This window comes from Janthinobacterium agaricidamnosum NBRC 102515 = DSM 9628, from assembly GCF_000723165.1.
Classification (GTDB): Bacteria; Pseudomonadota; Gammaproteobacteria; order Burkholderiales; family Burkholderiaceae_D; genus Janthinobacterium; species Janthinobacterium agaricidamnosum.
This window is the reverse complement of record NZ_HG322949.1, coordinates 5,018,727-5,044,906: the sequence shown is the minus strand read 5'-3', so window position 1 is coordinate 5,044,906 and position 26,180 is coordinate 5,018,727. Positions and strand designations below refer to the sequence as shown.

Here is a 26,180-nt window from a genome sequence, read left to right as displayed (position 1 = left end):
CTTCCGAACGCAGCAGCCGCAGCCGTATCCCGACAGGTGCACCCATGGCATCGTTCACGCTCCACGGCATTCCGGTTTCGCGCGGCATCGCGATCGGCCGCGCCCACTTGCTGGCGCCGGCCGCGCTCGACGTCAAGCATTACCTGGTGGCCGAAGAGCAGCTGGAAGCCGAAGTGCTGCGCTTGCAGAACGCCATCGCGGCGGTGCACAAGGAATTGCAAACCTTGTGGAACGACTTGCCGAAGGATGCTCCGACCGAACTGGGCGCCTTCATCGACGTGCATGCGCTGATCCTGTCCGACCCGATGATTTCCGAGGCGCCGCTGGACATCATCCGTTCGCGCCATTACAACGCCGAATGGGCGCTGCTGACGCAGATCGATGAATTGTCGGCCCAGTTCGACGAAATCGAGGACGCCTACCTGCGCGAGCGCAAGGCCGATATCCAGCAAGTGGCGGAACGGGTGTTGAAGGTGTTGCTGGGCAGCGAGCCGCTGTTGCCGAAAGCCGCCGGCGACGACGGTTTCATGGCGCAGATGATCGTCGTCGCGCACGATATCTCGCCGGCCGATATGCTGCAATTCCGCGACCGGTCCTTCATCGGCTTTGTCACCGACGTCGGCGGCCAGAACTCGCACACGGCGATCGTCGCGCGCAGCCTGGACATTCCGGCCGCGGTCGGCATGTCGCAGGCGTCGACGCTGATCGAGCAGGACGACTGGCTGATCATCGACGGCGACGCCGGCGTGGTGATCGCCAATCCGAGCGCGCTGGTGCTGGAACAGTACCGCGAGCGCCAGGCGGCGATGCAGCGCGCCCGCAAGAAGCTCAACAAGCTCAAGAAAACCCCGGCCGTCACCAAGTGCGGCACCGCCGTGACGCTGCTGGCGAATATCGAATTGCCGGACGATTGCCCGTTCGCGCTGGAGTCCGGCGCCACCGGCGTCGGCCTGTTCCGTTCCGAATTCCTGTTCATGGGACGCGGCCACAAGATTCCGTCGGAAGACGAGCAATTCGAGGCCTACCGCAATACCGTGGTATCGATGAAGGGCCGTCCGGTGACCATCCGCACGCTCGACATCGGCGCCGACAAGCCGCTCGACCAGGCCGATCATACCGCGCTGAACCCGGCGCTGGGCTTGCGGGCGATCCGCTATTGCCTGGCCGAGCCGCAACTGTTCCTGACCCAGTTGCGCGCCATCCTGCGCGCGTCGGCGTTCGGCAAGGTGCGCATCCTGATCCCGATGCTGGCGCATGCGTTCGAGATCGACCAGTCGCTGGCGATGATCGAACAGGCCAAGGCGTCCTTGCGCGAGGAAGGCGTCAAGTTCGATGAAAACGTCGACGTCGGCGCGATGATCGAAATCCCGGCCGCCGCGCTGGCGCTGCCGATGTTCGTCAAGCGCATGGATTTCCTGTCGATCGGCACCAACGACCTGATCCAGTACACGCTGGCGATCGACCGCGTCGATTACGAAGTCGCCCATTTGTACAATCCGCTGCATCCGGCGGTGCTGCAATTGATTGCGATGACCATCGCGGCCGGCCACAAGGCCGGCATCGACGTCGCGGTGTGCGGCGAAATGGCGGGCGACGTCAAGCTGACCCGGCTCTTGCTGGGGCTGGGCTTGCGCGAGTTCTCGATGCATCCGGCGCAGCTTTTGTCGGTCAAGCAAGAGATCCTGAATAGCGACCTGGGCCTGATCGCGCCGCAAATGCGTAAAATCATGCGCTCGATGGAGCCAAATGTGATCGCCGAGGCAGTCCAGCAGCTGCAGGTGATGTAAGATTCACCTTATGGGCAGCTCGGTTTTCGAGCTGTCCCGATTCGTCGCGGCCACGGCCCGTGGGGTTGCGCCGCGACGGATACTTTACCTTGCGCCGCCCATCCTCGCGGCTGCGCATCCGTTATCGGCCCGCGGGGCCACGCTTATTATCCGTCAAACCCATGTCTTCCATTGGAATCGTATCGCCACAAACCATGCATTTCCCGCAACCGCTGCGCTTGCAAAGCGGCGCCTCGCTGCATGATTATCACCTGATGTATGAAACCTACGGCACGCTGAACGCCGACCAGTCGAACGCCGTGCTGGTGTGCCATGCGCTGAACGCGTCGCACCACGTGGCCGGCCGCTACGCCGACCAGCCGAAAAACGTCGGCTGGTGGGACAATATGGTCGGTCCCGGCAAGCCGCTCGACACCGACAAATTCTTCGTCATCGGCGTCAACAACCTCGGCTCGTGCTTCGGCTCGACCGGGCCGATGCACACCAATCCGGCCACCGGCAAACCGTACGGCGCCGCCTTCCCGGTGGTCACCGTGGAAGACTGGGTCGCGGCCCAGGCCCGGCTGGCCGACCAGCTCGGCATCCGGCAATTCGCCGCCGTGATGGGCGGGTCGCTGGGCGGCATGCAGGCGCTGGCGTGGAGCATCATGTACCCGGACCGGCTGCGCCATTGCGTGGTGATCGCCTCGACCGCCAAGCTGTCGGCGCAAAACATCGCCTTCAATGACGTGGCGCGGCAAGCGATCCTGTCCGACCCGGATTACCGCGGCGGCGATTTCTACGCATTCGGCGTGGTGCCGAAAAACGGCCTGCGCGTGGCGCGCATGGTCGGCCATATCACTTATCTGTCGAACGACGACATGGCCGAGAAATTCGGCCGCAAGCTGCGCGACGCAGCGGAGACCGGCGACTACAAGTTCGGCTTCGGCATCGACTTCGAGATCGAATCGTATTTGCGCTACCAGGGCGACAAATTCTCGGAATACTTCGACGCCAACACCTATCTGCTGATCACCAAGGCGCTCGACTATTTCGACCCGGCGCGCGCCCACGGCGGCGACCTGGCGCTGGCGCTGGCCAACACCCAGGCCAAGTTCTTCCTCGCGTCGTTCTCGACCGACTGGCGTTTTTCACCCGAGCGCAGCCGCGAAATCGTGCAGGCGCTGGTCAGCAACCGGCGCCAGGTGACGTATGCCGAAATCGACGCGCCGCACGGCCACGATGCATTTTTGCTGGAAGATGCGCGCTACATGAATATGGTGCGCGCCTATTATGAACAAGTGTGGAACGAGCTTGGCGGCGCCGGATCGACCCCAACGCAAGCGGTCCGCAGCAAGGAGTACGCATGAATTTCAACGACTTGAGCGCGCTGCGTCCCGACCTCGCCTTCATCGCCCACTGGATCCCGCAAAACGCCCACGTGCTCGACGTCGGCTGCGGCGACGGCGTCATGATGCAATACCTGCAAAGCGACAAGGCCTGCAGCGGCTACGGCATCGAGATCGCCGACGACAAGGTACTGGCCAGCACCAAACGGGGCGTCAACGTGATCCAGCAAGACATGGAAAAAGGCCTGGCGGTCTTCGGCGACAACAGCTTCGACACCGTGCTGTGCCTGTCGTCGCTGCAAATGATGAAGCAGGTCGAACCGCTGTTGCGCGACATTGTGCGGGTCGGCAGTGAAGCCATCGTGTCGTTCCCGAACTTTGCCCACTGGCCGCACCGCTGGGCGCTGCTGAAGGGCCGTATGCCGGTCTCCAGATCGCTGCCGTACCAATGGTATGACACGCCCAACGTGCGCTGCGCCACGATCAACGACTTCCGCGAACTGGCCGAGGAATGCGGCCTGGAAGTGATCGAATGCGTCGCGCTGGCCGAAGGTAAAATAGTGTCGCTGCTGCCGAATCTGCGCGGCGACCTGGCGGTATTCCGCCTGCGTAAGAAAGCGGCGCACTGATATGCAAGAAACCACGGCGGCGGGCTGGCGCGCCTATCTGAACGGGCGCTTTCTGGTGGTGCTGATCCTGGGCTTCAGCTCCGGCCTGCCGCTGTTCATCTTGCTGTACCTGCTGCAGGCATGGCTGGCCAAGTCGGGCCTGAACATCAAGGCGCTGGGCCTGTTCGCGCTGGTGCAATTTCCGTATATCTGGAAATTCCTGTGGTCGCCGCTGATGGACCGCTACAACTTTGCCGGCCTCGGACGGCGCCGCGGCTGGATGGCGCTGACCCAGTCGGCGCTGTTCCTGGCGATCGGCGCCATGGGCATGCTCGATCCGCTGACGCAAGTCGGCTTGATCGCGGCCGCCACCGCCGGGGTGGCCTTCCTGTCGGCCAGCCAGGACATCGTCATCGACGCCTACCGCCGCGAAATCCTCAGCGATAAGCAGCAGGGGCTCGGCGCGGCGGTCTTCGTCAACGCCTACAAGGTGGCGGGCATGGTGCCGGGCGCCTTGTCGCTGATCCTGGCCGACCGCATGCCGTGGCAGCCGGTGTTCTGGATTACCGCCGCCTTCATGCTGCCCGGCTTGCTGTGCACCTTGCTGATCAAGGAGCCGGCGCTGTACGGCGCGCCGCCGAAGACGCTGCAAGAGGCGATTGTGTTGCCGTTCAAGGAATTCATCAAGCGCGACGGCTGGTCGCATGCGCTGTGGATGCTGGCCTTCGTGCTGCTGTATAAGATCGGCGACAGCATGGCCACCGCGCTGGCCACCAAGTTTTACCTGGACCTCGGTTTTTCGATGACGCAAATCGGCCTGGCCGCCAATACCACCGGCTTCTGGGCCAGCCTGGCCGGCGGCATCGTCGGCGGTCTGTGGATGGTCAAGCTGGGCATCAACCGGGGCTTGTGGGTCTTCGGCGCCTTGCAGGCGCTGGCCATCCTCGGCTTCGCCTGGCTGGCGCAGGTTGGCGCCAATACCGCGCTGCTGAGCGCCGTGATCGGCTTCGAGGCGTTCGCCAGCCTCGGCCTGGGCGCGGCCGCGTTTGTCGCCTTCCTGTCGCGCTCGACCGACCCGCGCTATACGGCGACCCAGTATGCGCTGCTGTCCAGCCTGGCCGCGGTGCCGCGCACGCTGATCAATTCCTCGGTCGGTTATATCGTCGCCGAAACCGGCTGGTTCACCTTTTTTATCGTGTGCTTCGTACTGGCGTTTCCTGCCATGATGATGCTGCCGAAAATCGCACCGTGGAGTGCCCGACCATCATGAAATTGAAACAAACAGTCATCGCGCTGAGCCTGATGGCCGGCAGCGGCATGGCGCTGGCCCAGCAGCCTATCCCGGGCCAGATTGGCGGCCCGGTCACGAACAAAAATGCCGGCACGGTCGAAGTCCAGGACGGCATCGCCGTCAAGCCGCTGTCGCGCTGGCGTAACCTGCAAGACGCGCGCCAGGTCGACCAGCAGGCGCAAAGTCAATACGCGGCGCTGCTCGGCGAAGCGCAGCAGAAAGGCGTGCTGGTCCCGGCCAGCAATGCGCAAGTCGTGCGCTTGCGGGCCATCGCCAAGCGGCTGATTCCGCACGCCACGCGCTGGAATGCAGACGCCGCGCAATGGCAGTGGCAAGTCAACCTGCTCGATTCGCCGCAAGTGAACGCCTTTTGCATGCCGGGCGGACGCATCGCCTTTTTCAGCGGTATTTTGGCCACCTTGAAATTGACGGACGATGAAGTGGCGGTGGTGATGGGACATGAAATCGCCCACGCGCTGCGCGAGCATGGCCGCGAACAGGCCGCCAAGTCCGGCGTCACCGCGATGGGGACCAAGCTGTTCGGCGCCGGCGTGTCGGCGCTGTTCGGCGTCGATCCGCGCATCACCGATACGCTGTCCGACATGACGGCCAAGGGCATCAGCCTGCGCTTTTCGCGCGGCGATGAAAAAGAAGCGGACCTGGTCGGGCTGGACCTGGCGGCGCGCGCCGGTTTCGATCCGCGCGCCGGCGTGGTGCTGTGGCAAAAAATGGGCGCGCTGAACCAGGGCGCGCCGCCGGCCTGGCTGTCGACCCATCCATCGGGCGCCGACCGCATCGATGAAATGAACCGCTATATGGCGCAATTGCTGCCGGTGTATGCGCGCAGCAAGGGGCTCAGTGTCGCGCAATTGCCGCCGTACCGCGGCGCCACGCTGGCGGAAAATTGAAGCCGACCAACGCCTCAACGCGAACTCCGGCGCCGTTGCCGATGCGCGACGGCGTCGCGCCCAGCTATCTGTGGCTGCCGCAAGGCAGCTGGCCGGACATGCTCAGCTTTCTGCTGGAACGTTTTCCGCAGGTCGGTATGGCCGGCTGGCGCAGCCGTATGGCGCGCGGCGAAGTGGTCGATGGCGATGGCCAGGCACTGTACCCGGACAGCCCGTTCCGGCCTGGCATGCGCATCTTTTATTACCGCGAGCTGGAGCAGGAAACCCCGATCCCGTTCCACGAAGAGATCCTGTTCCAGGATGAGCACCTGGTGGTGGTCGACAAGCCGCACTTCTTGCCGATGATACCGACCGGCCGCTTCCTGCAAGAGACCTTGCTGGTGCGGCTGAAAAACAAGCTGGGGCTGGAAGACTTGACGCCGATCCACCGGCTCGACCGCGAGACCGCCGGGGTGGTGATTTTTTCGTGCCGCCAGCAGAGCCGGGGCGCTTACCAGTCGCTGTTCCAGCGCCGTGAAGTCGACAAGGAATACGAGGCGCTGGCGCCGCGTCTGGCCGGCCGCGCCTTTCCGTTCACTTACCGCAGCCGCATGGTCGAAGGCGACAAGTTTTTCCTGATGCGCGAAGAGGCCGGCGAGCCGAATTCGGAAACGGTGATCGATATCATCGAGCACCGGCCCGATGCGACGTTGTACCGGCTGCGGCCGCACACCGGCCGCAAGCACCAGTTGCGGGTGCACTTGGCGGCGCTCGGCATCCCGATCCTCAACGATGCGTTTTATCCGGTCGCGCTGCCGTGCAAGGAAGACGACGTGTCGCAGCCGCTGCAATTGCTGGCGCGGGCGATCAGCTTCATCGACCCGCTCAGCGGCCTGCGGCGCCATTTCGAGAGCCGCCGCAGCCTGTAGTGTTTATGCGGTTCTTGGCGTGTAATCGATGATCAGCGGCGCATGGTCCGAAAAACGCTCATCCTTGTAGACGCTGACGGTATGGGCCTGGGCTGCGATGCCGGGGGTGGCGACGTGGTAATCGATGCGCCAGCCGACGTTCTTGGCGTAGGCCTGGCCGCGGTTGCTCCACCAGGTGTATTGTTCTTCGCGCTTGTCGAGGCCGCGATGCACGTCGATATAACCGAGTTCGTCGAACACGCGCGTCAGCCAGGCCCGTTCTTCGGGCAGGAAGCCGGAATTCTTCTTGTTGCCTTTCCAGTTTTTCAAGTCGATTTCGTGGTGGGCGATATTCCAGTCGCCGCAAATGACGATTTCGCGGCCTTCGGACTTCAATTGCAGCAGGTGCGGCAAGAACAGGTCCATGAAGCGGAACTTGGCTTCCTGGCGTTCCGGGCCGGACGAACCGGAGGGGCAATACACGGAAATCACCGTCAGCTTGCCGAAATCGCAGCGCACATAACGGCCTTCGGCATCGAATTCCGGGCTGCCGAAACCGATGTGCACCGCGTCCGGTTCGACCTTGCTGTAGATGCCGGTGCCCGAATAGCCCTTTTTCTCGGCATAGTGGAAATGGCCATGATAGCCGCCCGGGTTGAGGAATTCCGGCGTCATGTCGGGTAGTTGCGCCTTCAACTCTTGTACGCAGATGAAATCGGCCGTTTGCGTCGCCATCCAGTTAAAAAAGCCTTTTTTGGCGGCGGAGCGGATGCCATTCAGGTTGGCGGAGATGATTTTTGGCATAGGGATTCGGTAAAAGTAGGGCGGAGCCGGACAGCGGAACGGATTGTCTCGCCGGTGCGCCGGGATTAAAATACAGGCACTTTCAAATAATGAGGCTCATGTGAATAATTTACGCCAGCAGTTTATCGCGTTTTCAGTATCCAAGGGAGTCTTGCGGTTCGGCGAGTTCACCACCAAGGCCGGGCGCCAGTCGCCATACTTTTTCAATGCCGGCTTGTTCCATGACGGCGCCACGCTGGCCGAGCTGGCGCAGTTCTATGCGCAGACGCTGCTCGACTCGGGCGTCGAATTCGACATGCTGTTCGGACCCGCCTACAAGGGCATCACGCTGGCGTCGGCCACCGCCGTGGCGCTGGCCGGCAAGGGCCGCAACACCTCGTTCGCCTTCAACCGCAAGGAAGCCAAGGACCATGGCGAAGGCGGCACCATCGTCGGCGCCAAATTGCAGGGCAAGGTCGTGATCATCGACGACGTGATTTCGGCCGGCACCTCGGTGCGCGAATCGGTCGACATGATACGCGCCGCCGGCGCCGAGCCGTGCGCGGTGCTGATCGCGCTGGACCGCATGGAGCGCTCCGGCCCGGACGGCCAGTTGTCGCCGAGTTCGGCGGTGCAGGAAGTCAGCAGGCAATATGGCATTCCTGTCATCTCGATCGGCAATCTTGACGATTTGTTCAGCTACCTGAACGGCGGCGGCGCCGATCCGGAATTGCTGCAGCATAAAGAAGCGGTATCGGCCTATCGCGGTCGTTACGGGGTATAAGTTCGATCCGCGCCGATAGCGGCGTGTGGATATCGGCGCAGTAAGTGGCGGGTCAGGGCGGTCGCGATGCCCTGGCGCCGCCAGCACGGTTTGACGTAAATGACGTTGACCGTCACGTTGTCGCCGCTGGCCGTGAAGTCCAGCGCCGCGACCTGTTCGCCGGCCACATAGGCGTACAGCAGATGCCCGGCATCTTCTATCCTGAGTCCCGGCGCGGCCTGGATGGCGTTCATGCCAGCAGCGGGCGCAGCGTGGAGTGCAGGCCCAGCAGCAGCAAGCCGGCGAAAAAGCATTGCTGGAACAATGCCGGCTGCAGGTGCTGGCGCAGCCACTGGCCGATCAACATGCCGCCCAGCGCCGGCAGCAGCGCATACAGCGAGTGGCTGGCCGCGCCGGCCGAGAACGCGCCCTGCAGCGCCAGGCTGGCCGCCAGCGCCATGGTCGATACCGTGAACGCCAGTCCCAGCGCCTGCACCAGTGCATCCTTTGCCAATCCCAGGCCCTGCAAATACGGCACCGCCGGAAGCACGAACACGCCGGTGGCCGAGGTGAGCGCGCCGGTGGCCAGGCCGATCAGCGGCGCCAGCCGCGCTTCCCACGCGCGCGGCACCGCCATGCGCACCGCGGCCAGGCCGGCCAGCGCATACAGCACCAGCGCCAGTCCCAGCGCGATGGCCGCCGCCGGACCGCCATCGCGCGGCAGCAGCGCGCCGCCGGCCAGCGTGCCGCCGCAAACCGCCAGCAGCATCGGCCACAGGCGCCGCAGCAAGGGCGCCAGGCCCGGGCCGGCCGCCAATTGCCAGACATTGGTCACCATCGACGGCACGATCAGCAGCGCGGCCGCTTCCATCGGCGGCATCAGCAGGCTCAGCAAACCCATCGCGACTGTCGGCAAGCCGAGGCCGACCACGCCCTTGACCAGGCCGGCCAGCATGAAACTGGCGCCGATCGCCAGCGGCAGCGTCGCCGATTGTGGATTCAGCAGGGACAGAGGCAGGTAATTTTCCATGCAATGATTCTGTCCTATAAGACTGCGCTTGAAAATGCGGAAGAATTTGAGCCAGGCTTCGGACTGAGCTGAGGCTGGCGCGTTATCATGTCGTCAAAGGAGACGGCGATGCGCTTCGATCTGGTGGATCTTCAATTATTCCTGCAGGTGGCCGAAACCGGCAGTTTGACGGCCGGCGCCGAACGCAGCCACATGGCGCTGGCGTCGGCCAGCGCGCGCGTGCGCGGCATGGAAGAGGAACTGGGCATGCCCCTGCTGGTGCGCGGCCGGCGCGGCGTGGCGCCGACGCCGGCCGGACAAACCTTGTTGCACCATGCGCGGCTGGTGCTGCGCCAAATCGACAAGATGCGCGGCGAACTGGGCGAGTATGGGCAAGGCTTGAAAGGGCATATCCGGCTGCTGTCGAATACCGCCGCGCTCAGCGAATTCCTGCCCGAAGCGCTGGGCGCGTTCATGGAGCGTTATCCGAACGTGAACGTCGACCTGGAAGAGCGCCTCAGCGACGACATCGTCAAGGCCGTGGTCGACGGTGCCGCCGATGTCGGCATCGTTTCCGATTCGGTCGACATGTCCGGCTTGCAGACCTTTCCCTTCCGCCAGGACCGGCTGGTGGCCATCGTCGCGGCCAATCAGGCGGCCAATCTCACGACCGGCGAGCATGGCACGGTGGACTTTGCCGGCTTGCTCGATTTCGATTTCATCGGCCTGGCCGGCGGCAGCGCGCTGCACCAGTATTTGAGCCTGCATGCGGCGCGCGCCGGGCGGCGCCTGAAAGTGCGGGTGCGGCTGCGCAGCTTCGATGCGATTTGCCGCATGGTCGAAAACGGCGTCGGCATCAGCGTGGTGCCGCAATCGGCTGCGCTGCGCTGCGCGCTGACCATGGCGATCCGGATTGTCGGGCTGTCCGACGCCTGGTCGGTGCGCAACTTGACCATATGCGTGCGCCAGTTCGATGAACTACCGTTATACACTCGACAATTAGTTGAAGAAATCCAAACCACGAGTGGGGAGTGACACGATGAGATTTTCGGAAGACGAGTTGGCGACGCTGAAGTGCTGCGACCTGGTGGAGCGCACCATCCACATTTGGCGGCCGGAGCAAAAGCCGCGCGCCGTGATCATGGCGCTGCACGGCGGCATGGCGCATGCGGGCGATTATGTCGAACCGGCGCGCTATTTCCGGGCCCACGGTTTTGCCCTGGTCAGCTTCGACATGCACGGCCACGACGCCAAAAAACGCGTCGATATTCCCGGCTTCGACACCTTGCTCGACGATGCCGAACTGTTTTTGCTGTGGGTGAAAATCACGTATCCGGGGCTGCCGATTTTCATCATGGGCCACTCGATGGGCGGCTTGCTCGCCACGCACCTGGGCTTGGGGCGCTTTGCCGGCGACAGCGATATCCAGGGTTTCATTATCTCGTCGCCGTATTATGTGAATGCGATCAAGGTGGCGGCGCCGCTGCACTGGCTGTCGGGTTTGCTGGCCAAAGTCGCGCCGACGATGAAAGTGCCGCTGGCGTCGCTGACCATGCTGCTGACCCACGACCGCGACATCACCGAGCGCCACTTGGCCGACGAGCGCGACAATCTCCGCGCCACCGAAGTGACGGTGCGTTTTGCGCATGCGCTGACGTCGGCCCAGGCGGCGCTGTCAGGCGGCGCTGGACTGGCCGCCTGGCGTTTCCCGCTGTTCGCGGTGCTGGCCGGCGACGACAAGCTGGCCGATAGCACGGCCGGTGCGGCGATATTGAAGACGGTGCCGGCGGAATTGCTGGACTATCATTTTTACCCGTCCAACTACCATGAGAATTTCAACGAACTGAATCGCGACGTCATTTTTGGACAGGTACTGGGCTGGCTGCGGAATCGGCTAAGCCCCGGCTAAGCGCCACCTAAGCATCGCGTTCCATAGTAGTTGCAGGCTGTGACTCACCAAGGAGATAGACATGACACACTGGAAAAGCAAGGCCGCCGCGGCGGCGATGTTGGGCATGTTGTGCTCAGGCGCGGCGCTGGCGCAAAGCGACAGCGCTTTGCCGGCGATTCACAAGAGCGGGGCGGTGGAATATTTAAGCGGCGGCATCGGCCTGGACGAGTCGACGGCGATCAAGAGCGCCAGCAAGTCGTGGCCGCTGACGCTGGAATTCTCGGTGCAATCGGCGCAGCGCGCGCAGTTCGCGTCCGACGTCAAGGTCGAAGTGCACGATGCGAAAGGCGTGCTGGTCTTGCAAGCCACCGCCGGCGGTCCGTATTTGCTGGCCAGGCTGGCGCCGGGCAGTTACCGCCTGCAAGCGACGCTGGCCGGCAAGAGCTTGCAGCGCCAGGTGCGGATCAAGGCGGGTGCGCCAGCGCGGGTGGTGCTGGTCTGGCCGGCCGGCACCAATCAAGGCCAGCCCTGATGGCCTCCGCGCCACACGAATGGAATAACGCGAGCGGGCGCGGGCGTGGCCTGTCGGCGCATATCTTGCCGACCTCGGCGACCATGATCGGCGTCTGCATGACGGTGCTGTCGATCGGCCATCTGGGCCCGCGCGGCGAAGTCCGGGTACTGATCGACAAGCTGCTGGCGATCGATGCGCTGGTCTTCCTGGTCAGCGCCGTGCTGTCCTTCATGTCGCTGCGGCCGCGCCCGGCCAGCGGCCAGTACGAATCGTGGGCCGAGCTGCTGTTCATCGCCGGCCTCGGCATGCTGGCGCTGGGCGCCGTGGTGCTGGCGTTCGAGATCAGCTGACTTCTTCAGCTGACTTCTACCACCCGGCCTTGGCTGGAACTTTGCAGCGCCAGTTCGATCAGGCGCATCGTCAGCAAGGCGTCTTCGGGCGCCACCGGCGCGGCCGCGCCATGGCGGATGGCGTCGGCCATGCCTTGATAAAAATCCTGGTAGCGGCCAGCCTGCAAGGCGACATGCTCGCAGTGGCCGTCCGGCGCCGTGCCGAGGTGCAGCGCGCCCTTGACCGCATCGATCCCCCAGCCCGGCTGGCCCGGCTTGCCGCCCGCTTTCAAGGCGTCTTCCTGCGGGTCGAGGCCGAACTTCACAAAACTGCCCCGGTCGCCGTGCACGGCGAAGCGCGCGGTCGGCGCCTTGACCAGGCAGCCGGCTTGCAGCACCACCCGCAGCGTGCCGTAATACAGCACCAGATGCATATAATCGACCGCCGCCGCACCGTTGCGCTGCAAGGCGATATCGGCGTACAGGCGTTGCGGTTTGCCGAACAATTGCAGCGCCTGGTCCAGCATGTGCGGGCCCAGGTCGTACAGCAAGCCGCCGCCAACGTCAGCCGATTCGCGCCAGCGCTGCTTGATCTCCGGACGGAAGCGGTCGAAATGCGATTCGAAGCTGGCGATGGCGCCCAGCGTGCCTTGTTGCAGCAGCGCTTTGACGGTCAGGAAGTCGCCGTCCCAGCGCCGGTTCTGGTACACGCTGAGCACCAGCTTGCGTTCCTTCGCCAGCGCGATCAGCGTCTGCGCTTCGGCGCTGGTGATGGTGAACGGCTTGTCGACCACCACGTGTTTGCCAGCCAGCAGCGCGGCCTGCGCCAGGCTGAAATGCACATCGTTCGGTGCGGCGATCACCACCAGTTCAATCTCCGGGGCGGCGTACAGTTGCGCCGGCTCGGCGTACACGGTGGCGTGCGGATAATCCTTGTGCACCAGTTCTGGTTTGCTGGACGCCACCGCCGTCAATTCCAGCGCCTCGACCGCCGTCAATACCGGGGCGTGAAAGGTCGATCCGGCAAAACCGTAGCCGACCAGGCCGGTTTTGATTTTGTTCATGGCATGCTCATTGTGCGTTGGAGATAGCATGATCATACCCGCAAGCGGGCGGTGGCGCTGCTGCTGCGAATGATGTGTCCATGGATCATACGTACTGCATCTTGAAGGTGGAATTGACAGGTATGCCGTCAGCTAAGGCCAGTGTGAAGCTGCAGTTGGCAATGCCCTCGTGCACGGCCTCATCGGGGACAGGGGAGCCGATGCTCTTGATTACGTTCGAGGACGTTGTCTTACCAGCGGTATCGATGTCGTAGGACACGGTGACGGGCACTATCAGGAGCTGGTGAGGTCGACTTTACGGAAGGTCAGCGATACCCTCCTCCCTCGCAATCCGAACGCTTCCTTTTTACGTTTTGGAATTTCGTGCGACCAGACGGATCGTGCTGGTCCGCTTATCGAGACAGCACTACGACGGTCAAGAATACATTCAAACTTCGCACTGTCCGGGCCGCGGAATGTCATCCCCCATGATTCGCAAAGGCTGATTGTGACTACTGGACCACGGAAGCAGCTAGCGCAGTCAATATGTTTGCTGATACCCTGATTACCTATATATTCATTGACGATCACTTGATCCGGAAGTTCGTCTACAAGGCCCGCCTCAAGTAGCCGCTGTCCAATTTTGGCAGCCCAGTCGGGGAGCGCTCCGATAAAAGCGGATTGAGTTATTTTGCGGGCCTTGTAATCATATTTCCAGCCATAGTGCTGTACACGGCGCGATAGCTCATCGAGCCACTGCACGCTATCGACGGCTATGATAAGTTCTTTCTCTTCTTCCTTGGAAAGGAATTCAGATATCGCCACCAATCCCTGTGGGCCATTCGCGACAGGTACTGATACTAGGCCGGAAAGGGACATTGCGGGTTGTGGCATTGCCTCTTCGACTACCCGCACGGACGGTGGCGCCGGCAGCAATTTAGCAATGCTGCCTTTGGCTATCCAGGCGCGGAACTTTTCGACATGGAGAGCATCGAAAATTTTCGAGTCGGCGTTTAAATGCAGGTGAATTTTCCCATTAGCTGTCAGGCTTGAATTGGTGGTATCAATTGTCAGACTCCCATCGCCTGAAATTTGCAGCGTTTGATTATTCAAGAGTAGTGTTTTTTGAACGCCATCCTTATAAAGGATCTTCGCAATTGCCAAAGCTTCCGCTTGCACTTCGGTGTCGTCGTAGTTTGCAATATACCAATTGCCACGGTTGTTGCATTTTCGAGTTGCCCATACCTGATCGCCTTCAAGGAACTGAATCATGCCATCACAAATACGCCAACAAAGATTAAGCGTCACATCGTCGGACCAAGGAGATCCATTCATCTTGAGGCCCCATGTGCGCAGAGCCAATACGCGTCTGCTTTCCGGAGAACCACGGAATTGCGGCAGCAAGTCTCGATAGCCTTCCAAGAAGCCAGAAAGGATAGCTCCTGTCCACCAAGCTGCTGGAGGCATGCCAGGAAATTCAATTGCCCATGATTTGTATGCGGTTGCTCTCGGACGCAGTAATACTAGTTGCAACGAGAAGCCAAGAGGGTCAGCTGTTGCGAGGCTTATATCAATTGATGCCCGGTCATTCAGAATGTCTCTGGTTCTACGCGTGAGATCATCAAGGCTATTCAAAGGCACACCATATTTTTCAGCCGTTGCCGCAATCTGGCTAAGTACTGTGATTGGGCGCCATTCTTTTTGGAGGTGGACTGTCTCGAAGGTTTCGATAATTGCGCGCCACATCGGCGATTGCTGCATGTTCTCTGCCGAGTCGCACCATACGGGATACATTAGCCAGTCAGCCTCCAACACGGCCGCATCTGACCCGATTTCAGTTGAAGTAGGTGATAAGGAGTAACATAGCATATCCAGCCATGGAGCTATTTTGGGAACTGCCCAGATTGCCATTGCGGCGGCACCGCGAATGCGGTTCCATCTGGCTGGTGGCAGGAATGACATCGTTGCGCTTGGTTCCTGCAATCCCCAGCCCTCTCCCTCAGTTACCGTAATCAGAATCGGCTGCCTTGGTAACTCGACATTGGCAAATCCTTTGCACATCGCCAACAGGCGATCACGCTCATCGTGCGAGGATACGCTGAATGTCGTGATGGCGAACAAGGGGATTGGGCCCGGCCAGTATATTTGTAGATCTTCTGCAGACAAGCTGTCGAGCGTATTTTCCGCCCATGTGCCATTTCTCAGAATTGGAATGATACTGCGGGGCAGTAGCCGATGGTCAATCCATGCGCTGACAGCAATGCGTCTGTCATCGGTATTTACATAGCTGACTGAGGAGTTAACTCCGAGACAAATGCCTTTTACACCCTCCTGCAACGGCCACCATTCATCAACAAGCAGTTGCAGCCATGCACGGTGGTCCAGCGTCACCACTAGCTTTATCGGCGCGTTCGCCGGCGCAGTATCGGATTTCTCAAGCGTCTTCTCAGAGTGCAAGGAAAGGTTCATTTGTATCGGAGGAGTTTGGTTCATCGTTCAAGCAATTCAGGGCCCGGCAGATCAGCTATTTGACTCTGAGAAAGTGTATGGGGACCGTCAATCAGTATTAAGTTATCCCGTGCTCGTGCACACAGCATATACATCCTCCGAAAATCGTCCACTGAGGAGCACGGTAGGGAGCGCCATAGATCCTGCAAGTATACGGTATTGAATTCGAGACCAATAGCTGATTCGCTGCTCAGTATGGTAATTCCAGGCTGAAGCAAGCGTATTCCGCTAGCCGCCCCGATTTTACTCACGTACGCATCGACACGGGTTCCTGATGGTAACAGATCAACGAGCTTCTGCCGCAACAACAACACCTCGTCTTGAAGATAAACGATAATTCCGATGGCTTCGTTTCTGTTTGTTAGTCTGGTTGATGCTAAAGAGGCAAGTTCATCCCACGTTTTGAGGGCGGTCATTCTGGGCAACTCGCCACCCCGTCCACGCTGTACTACGCCTGGAGGTAATTTCTGTAAACGATGAAAGTGCTCGGCAACATCTGCAATTTCTGCAGTATTCCGATGGTTTACTTTAAGCCTTATGGGAGCTGGTAGACCTGCATTGCAGATGTCATTGAGCGACGAGCGCTGCGCATCAGTAGTTTGATCTTCGTCCGCGAATACTGTCAGGCTTTTTGCCCCATATCGATAGGCCCACTTGAAGAATCCTGCAGGTAGATTTTGACCTTCGTCAACAATCAAGTGATCCAGTGCAGGGGAGAAATTAATAGCAGCATAGTTCGCTATAATTTGGTCCCAGTCATATACATAGCTCGTAAATTGCGGTACCTCTTGGCCGATATCGGCTTTGTATGAATGCCAGATAAAACTACTAAGCGTACTGGTTTCAATTCCGTCACTGCCAAGTTGTTTGCCTAGTTCTGCAAGCAACTTGTTGCGAGTGATCAAAACGGTTTTTAGGCCCTTATTCTTAAGGAAAACGGCACGCATAACAGCTAGACTTGTTTTGCCAGAACCCGGTGGTCCTGCAACAAATAGATTTTGTTCAGGTGGTTGATCGTAGACTATGAACTGCTCTTCGATCAGGTCATTGAGATTAGGTAAATCCATTATTTTCCTATAAAAAAATTGAAGCTTCGGTCCTCAATAGCAACGCATAGTGCAGATCGAGAACTTTTTTGCTCGTATGATGAAATGGGGCGATGTCCTCGGTTACTAACTTAAAACCCAGTCTTAAAAGCGCTTCTTTAAAGGAAGGGAATTTTTCTCTTGCCTCGGGACGTGAGCTATTCGTATAGAGAATGGCACACGGTCCTGGACCGATGCGAGCCAAGGCGTCGCTAACCGACGTAACAAGAGATTTCACGTCTAGACTGGGGCTTGCCAGCAAATATGAGGCAATAACGATAGTCATTTCACCACGGATTGGGCCAAAGTCAAAGTTAGCAAGATCGGTATCGAATTTAAATGTAGTCTTGGGATGAAATGCCCCGCGTGCTTTCGCTGCCTCCGCCAATGATTCGCCTAGCTGAATCATGGCTTTTGAGCGATCAACGCCAAAATACCGAAAGGGTTCATCGGAGTTTTGAATCGCCGCGAATGCCAGCCCGCCGGTAAACGGTCCACAGCCGATATCTAGAATGGTTGGTTTGGTGATTTTCTGGTTAGGGCCGAGCAGGCTGCTAAAGGCATGTATGAGCTCATCCAAATGTCGCCCTTGATTGTATTTTGCGTACAGTAGAACTACATCGGCTGCCTTTAATTTCCATTGCGGTAATGGATGGTCAAAGTCTGCCTGGCCTCCCATAATAATGTCCGTGAACACCCTATCCCTAGGGTAGCCCAAAAAAGTTGTTGAAGTGGTACGATTATCATTGCTAATTGCGTCATTAATTTCTGTTTGTATCAGGCCTGTAAGCCAGTCTGGTGCCGTCATATGTCCGTCTTTCTGAAGATCGATCTCATAAAAATTAAATGAATGAAATAAAAATTGTATAAAAGAAATATAATAGCAGTGGCTTATGTAAAAAAATCCACACACTGTCACAATGCCGCCCAATAAAAAAAGGACGCCGGAGCGTCCTTTCTGTATGCTGCCTTCCTACGGCGCTTACCCTTCCAGTTTCGCTTTCAGCAATTCGGTCAGCTGGGCCGGGTTGGCTTTGCCCTTCGACGCCTTCATCGCCTGGCCGATCAGCGCGTTGATCGCCGCTTCCTTGCCGGCGCGGTATTGCTCGACCGATTTGGCGTTCGCCGCCAGCACTTCGTCGACGATCGCTTCCAGCGCGCCGCTGTCGGAAATCTGTTTCAGCCCCTTGGCTTCGATGACGATGTCGGCCAGGTTTTCATCGCCGGACCTGGCTTGCCACATGCCGGCGTAGACTTCCTTGGCCAGCTTGTTCGAGATGGTGCCGTCGGCGATGCGCTGGATCAGCAATGCCAGCTGCACGCCCGAAACCGGCGAATCGGCGATGTCGACGTTTTCGCGGTTCAGCGTCGAGGCGACGTCGCCCATCAGCCAGTTGGCGGCGGTCTTGGCGTGTTCCTTGCCGGCCTTGGCCACCACGGCTTCGAAGTACGCGGCGCTCGCTTGCGACTGGGTCAGGATCAGGCCGTCGTAATCGGACAAGCCGTATTCCTGCGAAAAACGCGTGCGCATCGCGCCCGGCAATTCCGGCATGTCCGACTTCACACGGGCTATCCATTCCGGCGAAATGGTCAGCGGCGGCAAGTCCGGGTCCGGGAAGTAGCGGTAATCCTGCGCGTCTTCCTTGCTGCGCATGGCGCGGGTTTCCTTCTTGTCCGGATCGTACAGGCGAGTAGCTTGCTGCACCGTGCCGCCGTCTTCGATCAGCTCGATCTGGCGCCGCACTTCGACGTGCACGGCTTCTTCGATGAAGCGGAACGAGTTCAAGTTCTTGATTTCGCAGCGGGTGCCGAATTCCTTCTGGCCGACCGGGCGCACCGATACGTTGACGTCGCAGCGGAACGAGCCTTCCTGCATATTGCCGTCGCAAACGCCGAGCCACATCACCAGCGAGTGCAGCGCCTTGGCGTAGGCCACCGCTTCGGCGGCGCTGCGGATTTCCGGCTCCGACACGATTTCCAGCAGCGGCGTGCCGGCGCGGTTCAAGTCGATGCCGGTCATGCCCTGGTAATCTTCATGCAGCGATTTGCCGGCGTCTTCTTCCAGGTGGGCGCGCGTCAAGTTGACGGTCCTGGTGACGAATTCGCCATCCTTTTCATAGCCGAAAGTCAGGCTGCCGCCTTGCACCACAGGGTCTTCGAACTGGCTGATCTGGTAACCCTTCGGCAAGTCCGGATAAAAGTAGTTTTTGCGCGCAAAAATCGATTGCGGCGCGATGGTGGCGCCGACCGCCAGGCCGAAGCGGATCGCCCGCTCGACGGCGGCCTTGTTCATCACCGGCAGCACGCCCGGCAATGCCAGGTCGACCGGGCTGGCCTGGGTGTTCGGCTCGGCGCCGAACTTGATCGGCGACCCGCTGAAAATTTTTGATTCGGTCGTGAGTTGTACGTGGTTTTCAAGACCGATGACGACTTCCCATTGCATAGTGTTCTCGCTTTTTTCTCGTTGGCGCGTTGCGCCGAATTCGTCGTGTACCTTCGGGTACGTATTCGTTATTAAATGCCTGCCGGCGAGCGCAAATGCCAGTCGGTCGCTTGCTGGAACTGGTGCGCGACATTGAGCAGCTTCGCTTCGGCAAAATAATTGCCGATGATTTGCAGGCCGACCGGGCGCTGGCTGTTTTTCTCGCCCTGGCCGAAACCGCAAGGTATCGACATGCCGGGCAAGCCCGCCAGGCTGGTCGACAGCGTGAAGATGTCGGCCAGGTAGTTGGCGACCGGATCGTCGGTCTTGTCGCCCAGGTCCCAGGCCACGGTCGGCGCGACCGGTCCCATGATGACGTCGCAGACGGCGTTCGGGCCATCGAGCACGGCGGCGAAATCCTGGGCGATCAGGCGGCGGATTTTTTGCGCCTTCAGGTAATAGGCATCGTAATAACCGTGGCACAGCACGTAGGTGCCGACCATGATGCGGCGCTGCACTTCCGGGCCGAAACCCTGGGCGCGGGTCTTTTTATACATGTCCGACAGGTCGCTGTATTCGGCGGCGCGGTGGCCGTAGCGCACGCCGTCGAAGCGCGACAGGTTGGACGAGGCCTCGGCCGGCGCGATCATGTAATACGCCGGGATCGACAGCGCCGTGTTCGGCAGCGAAATGTCGACCAGCGTGGCGCCCAGTTTTTCATATTGGGCCAGCGCGCCGCGCACGGCCTCTTCGACGTCCTTGGCCAGGCCTTCGCCGAAATACTCGCGCGGCACGCCGATGCGCAAACCGGTCAGCGCTTGCTCAAGATCCCGGCTGAAGTCTTCCGCCACGCCGCCTTGTTCCGGCGTCAGGCTGGTCGAATCGCGTTCGTCGAAGCCGGCCATGGCCGACAGCAGCAAGGCGCAATCCTCGGCGCTGCGCGCCATCGGGCCGCCCTGGTCCAGCGACGAGGCAAACGCGATCATGCCGAAGCGCGACACGCGGCCATAGGTCGGCTTGATGCCGGTGATGCCGCAAAACGCGGCTGGCTGGCGGATCGAACCGCCGGTATCGGTGCCGGTGGCGGCCGGCGTCAGGCGCGCGGCGACGGCGGCGGCCGAACCGCCGGACGAACCGCCCGGCACGGCCTTGGTGTCCCATGGGTTTTGCACGGCGCCGAAGGCCGAGTTTTCATTGCCGGAACCCATGGCGAATTCGTCGCAGTTCAGCTTGCCCAGCGTGACCATGCCGGCCGCGTTCAGTTTTTCAACCACGGTGGCGTTGAACGGGCTGGTGTAATTGGCCAGCATGGTCGAGCCGGCGGTCGAGCGCCAGTCGCGCGTGACGAAGATATCCTTGTGCGCGATCGGCACGCCGGTCAGCGGGGTCGACGTGCCGGCGGCGATGCTGGCGTCGGCGGCCGCGGCCTGGGCCAGCGTCAATCCGCGGTCGACGTGCAGGAAGGAATTCAGGCCGCTCGCTTCGATGCGGTCAAGGAAATGCGTCGCCAGCGCGGTGGCGGAAATTTCTTTGTTTTGCAGCAGCGTGGACAGCTCTTTGATGGATTTTGTATGCATGGCTATTTTCTAAATCGGTTCGGCAGGGGAGGCGAGGGCTGGATAGTGCAATTAATCCAGCACTTTAGGCACTAAATACAAACCGTCCTGGGTGGCCGGCGCGACCGCCTGGTAGGCCTCGCGGCGGTTCGCTTCGGTGGCGGCGTCTTCACGCAGACGCAAGGCGATATTATTCATATGCGCCGCCAGCGGATGGCTGAGCGGTTCCACGCCGGTGGTGTCGACCGCCTGCATTTGCTCGGCCAGCGCGAAAATACCGTTCAGTTGATCGAGTGCATTTGCGGCATGCTCTTCTTTCAACTCAAGTTGTGCCAGATGGGCAATGCGTTTTACGTCGGATAGTGTCAGGGACATGGCGAATGGCGCGGGCGGGACCGCGCGAAATAATGAGTTGGCGTATTGATAAAACGCGGGTATTTACTGCTCTTTTGCTCACAAAAGCTTCCGAATGCCGTCTAACTCGCTGGCCCCGGGGTCACACTTTTCAATGGTTTTTGGGCAAATCGCAATCAAATTATAAGGTAGAATGGCGGGTTAATGCGTTGTCGGCGCCGATACACTGCTGCCGCAGCATAGAAAAGATAGCGTCAGCGCCTATGGCACCACCCCAGCAGCACCCCAGGCGCCCGCTTTGAAGCCCCCTACAACAGCTTTTGCGCAGCTCGATGCGCTACAGGACACTCATGTTTGGTTTTTTACGCAGGTATATCTCGACCGATCTGGCCATTGACTTGGGCACGGCCAACACCCTTATTTATGTACGCGGCCTGGGCATCGTGCTCGACGAGCCGTCGGTAGTGGCGATCCGCCAGGAAGGCGGCCCGAACGGCAAGAAGACGATCCAGGCGGTCGGCAAGGAAGCCAAGCAGATGCTGGGCAAGGTGCCGGGCAATATCGAGGCGATCCGCCCGATGAAAGACGGCGTCATCGCCGACTTTACCGTCACCGAGCAAATGCTCAAGCAATTCATCCGCATGGTGCATGACTCGAAATTCTTCCGTCCATCGCCGCGCATCATCATTTGCGTGCCGTGCGGCTCGACCCAGGTGGAACGCCGCGCGATCCGCGAATCGGCGCTGGGCGCCGGCGCATCGCAAGTCTATCTGATCGAAGAACCGATGGCGGCCGCGATCGGCGCCGGCTTGCCGGTCTCGGAAGCGACCGGTTCGATGGTGGTCGACATCGGCGGCGGCACTACCGAAGTGGGCATCATTTCGCTGGGCGGCATGGTCTACAAGGGGTCGGTGCGGGTCGGCGGCGACAAGTTCGACGAAGCCATCGTCAACTACATCCGCCGCAACTACGGCATGCTGATCGGCGAACAGACCGCGGAAGCGATCAAGAAAGCCATCGGTTCGGCGTTCCCGGGTTCCGAAGTGAAGGAAATGGAAGTCAAGGGCCGCAACCTGTCGGAAGGCATCCCGCGCTCGTTCACTATTTCCAGCAATGAAATCCTGGAAGCGCTGACCGACCCGCTGAACAACATCGTCTCGGCCGTCAAGAACGCGCTGGAGCAAACCCCGCCGGAACTGGGCGCCGACATCGCCGAAAAAGGCATGATGCTGACCGGCGGCGGCGCCTTGCTGCGCGACCTGGACCGTCTGCTGATGGAGGAAACCGGCTTGCCGGTGCTGGTCGCCGAGGATCCGCTCACCTGCGTGGTGCGCGGTTCCGGCATGGCGCTGGAACGCATGGACAAGCTCGGTTCGATCTTCTCCTACGAATAAGATGACAGATGGGCCGTAACCAGATCGTTACGGCCCATCGCGGTTTTGGCTGAACTGTTTTGGCTGAGGTGGAAACCGAGAGCCCGCTCGTTGGCGCGTCCGCGCCGGATTATTGGATGTCATGGAATACAGTCCTCCGCCACTTTTTAAACAAGGCGCTTCCGCCCGGGTCAAAATGATGGTGTTCGCCTGCATCTCGATCGGCCTGCTGATTGCCGATTCGCGGGTGCACGCGCTGAGCACGGTGCGCCAGGCCGTCGGCACGGTGCTGTACCCGGTGCAGATGGCGGCGCTGATGCCGCGCGACCTGATCCTGGGCGCCGGCAGTTATTTTTCGTCGCTGTCGACGCTGGAGCGCGAAGTGCGCGACTTGAAACAGCAGCAGATCGCGTCCGCGCAAATGATGCAGCAGGCGCAGCTCAATATCGCCGAAAACAGGCACTTGCGCAATTTGATGGATGCGCGCGAACGCATTCCCGTCAAGTCGCTGCTGGCTGAAATCCTGTACGACACGCGCGACGGCGCGACCCGCAAGATCGTGCTCGACCGCGGCATCCAGAATGGCGTGGAACTGGGCCGTCCGGTGATCGACAACCTGGGCGTGGTCGGCCAGGTGACGCGGGTATTCCCGTTTACTTCCGAAGTAACCTTGCTGACCGACGAGGAACAGGCGATCCCGGTGCAATTGCTGCGCAACGGCGTGCGCAGCGTCGCTTACGGGCGCGGCAAGTCGGGCACGCTGGAATTGCGCTTCACCGCGCCGACCGCCGACATCCAGGTCGGCGACGTGGTGATCACGTCCGGCCTGGACGGCATTTATCCGGCCGGGCTGGCGGTGGCGCGGGTCACGCTGGTCGAGCGCAATTCGCACGGCCCGTTCGGCCGCGTGGTATGCCAGCCGCTGGCCGGCATCGAACGCAATACCCAATTACTGGTCTTGATGGCGGGGCAGAATTTCCCGCCGCGTCCGCCAGTCGAGGAAATCAAGACCGGCAAGCGGGTGGCCGGCAAGATGGCGCCGATCAAGGATAATCCGCCCGCCACGCCGCCTGCGGCGCCAGGCGGCGCACCTGCCGCGCCGGCCGCAAACCCGGCGATTCCGGCCGCACCGGCCGCCAGACAACCCGCCAAAACCACCGCGCCGGCCGCTGCCGCCGCGACACCCAAGGAAGCCGCCCGATGAGCCGCCCGCATTATATTTTGCTGCCGGTCAGCCCGCTGTTCATCGGCTTCAGCCTGGTTTGCGCATTCTTGCTGAACTTGCTGCCGTGGGGCCAATTCGTCGGCGCGCCCGATTTTGTCGCGCTGGTGCTGATCTTCTGGGGCATCCACCAGCCGCGCAAGGTCGGCATCGGCCTGGCCTTTTTCATGGGCTTGCTGATGGATGTGCACGACTCGACGCTGCTCGGCGAAAACGCGCTGGCGTACACGCTGCTGTCGTATTTCGCCATCATGATGCACCGCCGCGTGCTGTGGTTCCCGGTCTTGACGCAGGCGCTGCACGTGCTGCCGCTGCTGCTGATGACGCAGGCGCTGCAAATGCTGACGCGCTTCCTGGCGTCGGGCCGTTTTGGCGGCTGGCTGCATTTCATCGAAAGCTTCGTGGCGGTCGCGCTGTGGCCGCTGGTCACCTGGATCTTGCTGGCGCCGCAGCGGCGCGCGGTCGACCGCGACCATACCCGGCCGATTTGACGACCCGCCACTGAAGACGTGATGCAATGACCGAACTCAAAAACAACGAACGCGAACTGCACTTTTTCCGTTTGCGCCTGACCGTGCTGGGCGGCGTGGTGTTCCTCTGTTTTTCGCTGCTGCTGGCGCGTTTCATCTGGCTGCAAGTGATCAAGTACAAGGATTACGCGGCGCAGGCGGAGCAGAACCGCATTACCATCGTGCCGGTGGTGCCGAATCGCGGCCTGATCCTTGACCGCAACGGCGTGGTGTTGGCGCGTAATTATTCGGCCTATACGCTGGAAATCACGCCGTCGAAGCTGGAAGCGAGCCTCGATTCGGTGATCGATGAATTGTCGAAGCTGATCCAGGTCGACGTGAAAGACCGGCGCCGCTTCAAGAAACTGCTGGAAGAATCGAAGAATTTCGTCAGCGTGCCGCTGCGCACCCGGTTGACGGACGAGGAAGTGGCGCGTTTCACGGCCCAGCGCTTCCGCTTTCCCGGCGTCGAAGTGCAGGCCCGCTTGTTCCGCCAGTATCCGATGGGCGAAATAGCGTCGCACGTGGTCGGTTTCATCGGCCGCATCAACCGCAACGAATCGCAAGCCATCGACGAGAGCGAGGACGCCGCCAACTATAACGGCACCGACCATATCGGCAAGGAAGGCCTGGAAAAGAGCTACGAAAAGCAATTGCACGGCACCACCGGCTATGAAGAAGTCGAAGTGTCGGCCGGCGGACGCGCGATGCGCACGCTGTCGCGCAAGGCGCCTGTGCCGGGCAGCAACCTGATCCTGTCGATCGACATCGAGCTGCAAAAAGTGATCGAGGAAGCGTTCGGCGAATGGCGCGGCGCGCTGGTGGCGATCGATCCATCGACCGGCGACATCCTGGCCTATGTGTCGAAACCGGGCTACGACCCGAACCTGTTCGTCGACGGCATCGACCAGCAAAGCTGGAATGAATTGAATACCTCGCTCGACCGGCCGATGGTGAACCGGCCGATTTCCGGCCTGTATGCGCCCGGTTCGACCTTCAAGCCGTTCATGGCGCTGGCCGCGCTGGAACTGGGCAAGCGCACGCCGGCGCAATCGATCTTCGACCCGGGCTTCCTGATGGTCGGCGGCCACAAGTTCCGCGACGATAAGGTCGGCGGCCACGGCACGGTGAATATGCACCGTTCGATCGTGGTGTCCTGTAATACCTATTATTACAACCTGGGCGTCGACATGAGTATCGACTCGATCCACGATTTCATGGAACCGTTCGGTTTCGGCGCCATCACCGGCATCGACCTGAGCGGCGAAAGCCGTGGCGTGCTGCCGTCGACGGCCTGGAAACGCAACCGCTTCAAGAAAAATCCGGGCCAGCAAAAATGGTTTGCCGGCGACACCGTCTCGGTCAGCAACGGCTCCGGCTACAACTCGTACACGCCGCTGCAAATCGCCCACGCGGTGGCCAACCTGGCCAATAACGGCGTGGTGATGAAGCCGCACCTGGTCAAGATCATCGAAGACGGCGGCAGCCACGCGCGCACGCTGACGGTGCCGAAGGAAAGCTACCGCATCCCGCTGAAGCAGGAAAACATCGACGTCATCAAGGCGGCGATGGTCGGCGTGACCACCGAAGGGGAGGGCACGGCGTCGAAAGTGTTCGCCGGCGCCGGCTACACGGTGGGCGGCAAGACCGGCACCGCCCAGGTGATCGGGATACGCAAGAACGAGAAATACAACGCCAAGCTGATCGCCGAGCGGCTGCGCGACAATGCGCTGTTTACCGCCTTCGCGCCGGCCGACAAGCCGCGCATCGCGATCGCCGTGGTGGTCGAGAACGGCGGCTGGGGCGCCGGCGTGGCCGCGCCTATCGTGCGCAAGGCGCTCGATTATTATTTGCTCGGCAAGCGCCCGACCACCAGGGAAACCACCAAGGTGCCGAAGGAAGACGCCGACGAAGTGCAAACGCTGGAAGAGTTCAACGACGAGCAGGTCGCCGCCGGCGCGGCCAGGCCGAACCTGCCGCCGCCGCCGCACGTTCACGATTAAGGAAACC

26 protein-coding genes are annotated in these 26,180 nt (G+C 60.7%); 15 read left to right on the top strand and 11 right to left on the bottom strand.

The window, feature by feature from the left end:
* Window positions 1–44 precede the first annotated feature (44 nt).
* The 6 genes from ptsP to GJA_RS21675 all read left to right on the top strand — a co-directional run bounded on the left by ptsP (window position 45) and on the right by GJA_RS21675 (window position 6,830).
* On the top strand, window positions 45–1,787 hold the full coding sequence (ptsP, locus tag GJA_RS21700; RefSeq protein ID WP_038496481.1) for a phosphoenolpyruvate--protein phosphotransferase: 1,743 nt from the start codon (window positions 45–47) through the stop codon (window positions 1,785–1,787).
* A gap of 161 nt (window positions 1,788–1,948) precedes the next feature.
* Window positions 1,949–3,136 (top strand): homoserine O-succinyltransferase MetX, encoded by a 1,188-nt coding sequence (gene metX, locus GJA_RS21695; RefSeq protein WP_081905525.1) that lies wholly within the window; start codon window positions 1,949–1,951, stop codon window positions 3,134–3,136.
* Window positions 3,133–3,744 carry a methionine biosynthesis protein MetW gene (gene metW, locus GJA_RS21690; protein WP_038496475.1) on the top strand — a complete coding sequence of 204 codons (612 nt, stop codon included), beginning with the start codon at window positions 3,133–3,135 and terminating at the stop codon, window positions 3,742–3,744. The genes metX and metW overlap by 4 nt, the downstream gene beginning before the upstream one ends.
* Window position 3,745: 1 nt before the next feature.
* Entirely contained in the window at window positions 3,746–4,993 is a 1,248-nt protein-coding gene (locus GJA_RS21685; protein ID WP_038496473.1) for an AmpG family muropeptide MFS transporter, read from the top strand.
* Window positions 4,990–5,922 (top strand): M48 family metallopeptidase, encoded by a 933-nt coding sequence (locus GJA_RS21680; RefSeq protein WP_038496470.1) that lies wholly within the window; start codon window positions 4,990–4,992, stop codon window positions 5,920–5,922. The genes GJA_RS21685 and GJA_RS21680 overlap by 4 nt, the downstream gene beginning before the upstream one ends.
* A gap of 41 nt (window positions 5,923–5,963) precedes the next feature.
* On the top strand, window positions 5,964–6,830 hold the full coding sequence (locus tag GJA_RS21675; protein ID WP_038500719.1) for an RluA family pseudouridine synthase: 867 nt from the start codon (window positions 5,964–5,966) through the stop codon (window positions 6,828–6,830).
* 3 nt (window positions 6,831–6,833) lie between these two features.
* Here GJA_RS21675 and GJA_RS21670 read toward each other — a convergent pair whose 3' ends face one another.
* A complete protein-coding gene (locus tag GJA_RS21670; RefSeq protein ID WP_038496466.1) occupies window positions 6,834–7,613 on the bottom strand; it encodes an exodeoxyribonuclease III in 780 nt (259 codons plus the stop codon).
* Between the two features lie 100 nt (window positions 7,614–7,713).
* Between GJA_RS21670 and pyrE the strand changes: the two genes are divergently transcribed.
* On the top strand, window positions 7,714–8,376 hold the full coding sequence (gene pyrE, locus GJA_RS21665) for an orotate phosphoribosyltransferase (RefSeq protein WP_038496464.1): 663 nt from the start codon (window positions 7,714–7,716) through the stop codon (window positions 8,374–8,376).
* Here the strand turns inward: pyrE and GJA_RS21660 are convergent.
* Window positions 8,364–8,609 (bottom strand): GNAT family N-acetyltransferase, encoded by a 246-nt coding sequence (locus GJA_RS21660; RefSeq protein WP_038496462.1) that lies wholly within the window; start codon window positions 8,607–8,609, stop codon window positions 8,364–8,366. The two genes, pyrE and GJA_RS21660, sit on opposite strands and share 13 nt — an antisense overlap.
* Entirely contained in the window at window positions 8,606–9,385 is a 780-nt protein-coding gene (locus tag GJA_RS21655; protein WP_051781232.1) for a sulfite exporter TauE/SafE family protein, read from the bottom strand. Before GJA_RS21655 ends, GJA_RS21660 begins: the two co-directional genes overlap by 4 nt.
* 108 nt (window positions 9,386–9,493) lie before the next feature.
* Here GJA_RS21655 and GJA_RS21650 point away from each other — a divergent pair, with 108 nt between their 5' ends.
* The 4 genes from GJA_RS21650 to GJA_RS21635 all read left to right on the top strand — a co-directional run bounded on the left by GJA_RS21650 (window position 9,494) and on the right by GJA_RS21635 (window position 12,119).
* On the top strand, window positions 9,494–10,399 hold the full coding sequence (locus GJA_RS21650) for a LysR substrate-binding domain-containing protein (protein ID WP_038496460.1): 906 nt from the start codon (window positions 9,494–9,496) through the stop codon (window positions 10,397–10,399).
* A gap of 4 nt (window positions 10,400–10,403) precedes the next feature.
* Complete coding sequence (locus tag GJA_RS21645) at window positions 10,404–11,273, top strand: alpha/beta fold hydrolase (RefSeq protein ID WP_038496458.1); 870 nt, start codon at window positions 10,404–10,406, stop codon at window positions 11,271–11,273.
* A gap of 61 nt (window positions 11,274–11,334) precedes the next feature.
* Window positions 11,335–11,787, top strand: a complete 453-nt coding sequence (locus GJA_RS21640; RefSeq protein WP_051781230.1) for a peptidase associated/transthyretin-like domain-containing protein — start codon at window positions 11,335–11,337, stop codon at window positions 11,785–11,787.
* Window positions 11,787–12,119, top strand: a complete 333-nt coding sequence (locus GJA_RS21635; RefSeq protein ID WP_051781229.1) for a hypothetical protein — start codon at window positions 11,787–11,789, stop codon at window positions 12,117–12,119. Before GJA_RS21640 ends, GJA_RS21635 begins: the two co-directional genes overlap by 1 nt.
* Before the next feature lie 5 nt (window positions 12,120–12,124).
* On the opposite strand, the gene GJA_RS21630 is transcribed toward GJA_RS21635, so the two are convergent.
* From GJA_RS21630 to gatC, 8 genes are all read right to left on the bottom strand, one after another.
* The gene (locus GJA_RS21630; RefSeq protein ID WP_038496455.1) at window positions 12,125–13,162 is read right to left on the bottom strand and encodes an oxidoreductase; all 1,038 of its coding nucleotides are present in this window, start codon (window positions 13,160–13,162) and stop codon (window positions 12,125–12,127) included.
* Between the two features lie 85 nt (window positions 13,163–13,247).
* A complete protein-coding gene (locus GJA_RS28735; protein WP_167541139.1) occupies window positions 13,248–13,421 on the bottom strand; it encodes an energy transducer TonB in 174 nt (57 codons plus the stop codon).
* Window positions 13,422–13,435: 14 nt separating this feature from the next.
* A complete protein-coding gene (locus tag GJA_RS28010; RefSeq protein ID WP_051781227.1) occupies window positions 13,436–15,610 on the bottom strand; it encodes an alpha-ketoglutarate-dependent dioxygenase AlkB in 2,175 nt (724 codons plus the stop codon).
* A gap of 20 nt (window positions 15,611–15,630) precedes the next feature.
* A complete protein-coding gene (locus GJA_RS21620) occupies window positions 15,631–16,716 on the bottom strand; it encodes a PhoH family protein (protein ID WP_081905523.1) in 1,086 nt (361 codons plus the stop codon).
* A 7-nt stretch (window positions 16,717–16,723) separates the two neighbouring features.
* Window positions 16,724–17,542, bottom strand: a complete 819-nt coding sequence (locus GJA_RS21615) for a small ribosomal subunit Rsm22 family protein (protein ID WP_144241617.1) — start codon at window positions 17,540–17,542, stop codon at window positions 16,724–16,726.
* A 174-nt stretch (window positions 17,543–17,716) separates the two neighbouring features.
* Entirely contained in the window at window positions 17,717–19,177 is a 1,461-nt protein-coding gene (gene gatB, locus GJA_RS21610) for an Asp-tRNA(Asn)/Glu-tRNA(Gln) amidotransferase subunit GatB (protein WP_038496446.1), read from the bottom strand.
* A 71-nt stretch (window positions 19,178–19,248) separates the two neighbouring features.
* Window positions 19,249–20,733, bottom strand: coding sequence for an Asp-tRNA(Asn)/Glu-tRNA(Gln) amidotransferase subunit GatA (gene gatA, locus GJA_RS21605; RefSeq protein WP_038496443.1), 1,485 nt, complete (start codon window positions 20,731–20,733; stop codon window positions 19,249–19,251).
* A gap of 51 nt (window positions 20,734–20,784) precedes the next feature.
* A complete protein-coding gene (gene gatC / locus GJA_RS21600; RefSeq protein ID WP_038496440.1) occupies window positions 20,785–21,087 on the bottom strand; it encodes an Asp-tRNA(Asn)/Glu-tRNA(Gln) amidotransferase subunit GatC in 303 nt (100 codons plus the stop codon).
* A gap of 329 nt (window positions 21,088–21,416) precedes the next feature.
* On the opposite strand from gatC, the gene GJA_RS21595 reads away from it, so the two are divergent.
* From GJA_RS21595 to mrdA, 4 genes are all read left to right on the top strand, one after another.
* Complete coding sequence (locus GJA_RS21595) at window positions 21,417–22,460, top strand: rod shape-determining protein (RefSeq protein WP_010393186.1); 1,044 nt, start codon at window positions 21,417–21,419, stop codon at window positions 22,458–22,460.
* Window positions 22,461–22,581: 121 nt separating this feature from the next.
* Entirely contained in the window at window positions 22,582–23,643 is a 1,062-nt protein-coding gene (gene mreC, locus GJA_RS21590; RefSeq protein WP_038496436.1) for a rod shape-determining protein MreC, read from the top strand.
* On the top strand, window positions 23,640–24,152 hold the full coding sequence (gene mreD / locus GJA_RS21585) for a rod shape-determining protein MreD (protein ID WP_038496434.1): 513 nt from the start codon (window positions 23,640–23,642) through the stop codon (window positions 24,150–24,152). Before mreC ends, mreD begins: the two co-directional genes overlap by 4 nt.
* A 26-nt stretch (window positions 24,153–24,178) precedes the next feature.
* Window positions 24,179–26,173: a penicillin-binding protein 2 gene (gene mrdA / locus GJA_RS21580; RefSeq protein ID WP_051781225.1), complete on the top strand. Its 1,995-nt coding sequence runs from the start codon at window positions 24,179–24,181 to the stop codon at window positions 26,171–26,173.
* Window positions 26,174–26,180: the final 7 nt, after the last annotated feature.

What these genes read in the sequence shown, in the direction of transcription:
- mreC (WP_038496436.1), top strand. Translation starts at nt 22,582, where the DNA reads ATGGAATACAGTCCTCCGCCACTTTTTAAACAAGGCGCTTCCGCCCGG.
- metW (WP_038496475.1), top strand. Translation starts at nt 3,133, where the DNA reads ATGAATTTCAACGACTTGAGCGCGCTGCGTCCCGACCTCGCCTTCATC.
- mreD (WP_038496434.1), top strand. Translation starts at nt 23,640, where the DNA reads ATGAGCCGCCCGCATTATATTTTGCTGCCGGTCAGCCCGCTGTTCATC.
- GJA_RS21595 (WP_010393186.1), top strand. Translation starts at nt 21,417, where the DNA reads ATGTTTGGTTTTTTACGCAGGTATATCTCGACCGATCTGGCCATTGAC.
- GJA_RS28010 (WP_051781227.1), bottom strand. Translation starts at nt 15,610, where the DNA reads ATGAACCTTTCCTTGCACTCTGAGAAGACGCTTGAGAAATCCGATACT.
- metX (WP_081905525.1), top strand. Translation starts at nt 1,949, where the DNA reads ATGTCTTCCATTGGAATCGTATCGCCACAAACCATGCATTTCCCGCAA.
- GJA_RS21645 (WP_038496458.1), top strand. Translation starts at nt 10,404, where the DNA reads ATGAGATTTTCGGAAGACGAGTTGGCGACGCTGAAGTGCTGCGACCTG.
- GJA_RS21620 (WP_081905523.1), bottom strand. Translation starts at nt 16,716, where the DNA reads ATGGATTTACCTAATCTCAATGACCTGATCGAAGAGCAGTTCATAGTC.
- gatB (WP_038496446.1), bottom strand. Translation starts at nt 19,177, where the DNA reads ATGCAATGGGAAGTCGTCATCGGTCTTGAAAACCACGTACAACTCACG.
- GJA_RS21660 (WP_038496462.1), bottom strand. Translation starts at nt 8,609, where the DNA reads ATGAACGCCATCCAGGCCGCGCCGGGACTCAGGATAGAAGATGCCGGG.
- gatA (WP_038496443.1), bottom strand. Translation starts at nt 20,733, where the DNA reads ATGCATACAAAATCCATCAAAGAGCTGTCCACGCTGCTGCAAAACAAA.
- gatC (WP_038496440.1), bottom strand. Translation starts at nt 21,087, where the DNA reads ATGTCCCTGACACTATCCGACGTAAAACGCATTGCCCATCTGGCACAA.
- GJA_RS21615 (WP_144241617.1), bottom strand. Translation starts at nt 17,542, where the DNA reads ATGACGGCACCAGACTGGCTTACAGGCCTGATACAAACAGAAATTAAT.
- GJA_RS21685 (WP_038496473.1), top strand. Translation starts at nt 3,746, where the DNA reads ATGCAAGAAACCACGGCGGCGGGCTGGCGCGCCTATCTGAACGGGCGC.
- mrdA (WP_051781225.1), top strand. Translation starts at nt 24,179, where the DNA reads ATGACCGAACTCAAAAACAACGAACGCGAACTGCACTTTTTCCGTTTG.
- GJA_RS21675 (WP_038500719.1), top strand. Translation starts at nt 5,964, where the DNA reads ATGCGCGACGGCGTCGCGCCCAGCTATCTGTGGCTGCCGCAAGGCAGC.
- GJA_RS21650 (WP_038496460.1), top strand. Translation starts at nt 9,494, where the DNA reads ATGCGCTTCGATCTGGTGGATCTTCAATTATTCCTGCAGGTGGCCGAA.
- ptsP (WP_038496481.1), top strand. Translation starts at nt 45, where the DNA reads ATGGCATCGTTCACGCTCCACGGCATTCCGGTTTCGCGCGGCATCGCG.
- GJA_RS21670 (WP_038496466.1), bottom strand. Translation starts at nt 7,613, where the DNA reads ATGCCAAAAATCATCTCCGCCAACCTGAATGGCATCCGCTCCGCCGCC.
- GJA_RS21640 (WP_051781230.1), top strand. Translation starts at nt 11,335, where the DNA reads ATGACACACTGGAAAAGCAAGGCCGCCGCGGCGGCGATGTTGGGCATG.
- GJA_RS21635 (WP_051781229.1), top strand. Translation starts at nt 11,787, where the DNA reads ATGGCCTCCGCGCCACACGAATGGAATAACGCGAGCGGGCGCGGGCGT.
- GJA_RS21630 (WP_038496455.1), bottom strand. Translation starts at nt 13,162, where the DNA reads ATGAACAAAATCAAAACCGGCCTGGTCGGCTACGGTTTTGCCGGATCG.
- GJA_RS21655 (WP_051781232.1), bottom strand. Translation starts at nt 9,385, where the DNA reads ATGGAAAATTACCTGCCTCTGTCCCTGCTGAATCCACAATCGGCGACG.
- GJA_RS21680 (WP_038496470.1), top strand. Translation starts at nt 4,990, where the DNA reads ATGAAATTGAAACAAACAGTCATCGCGCTGAGCCTGATGGCCGGCAGC.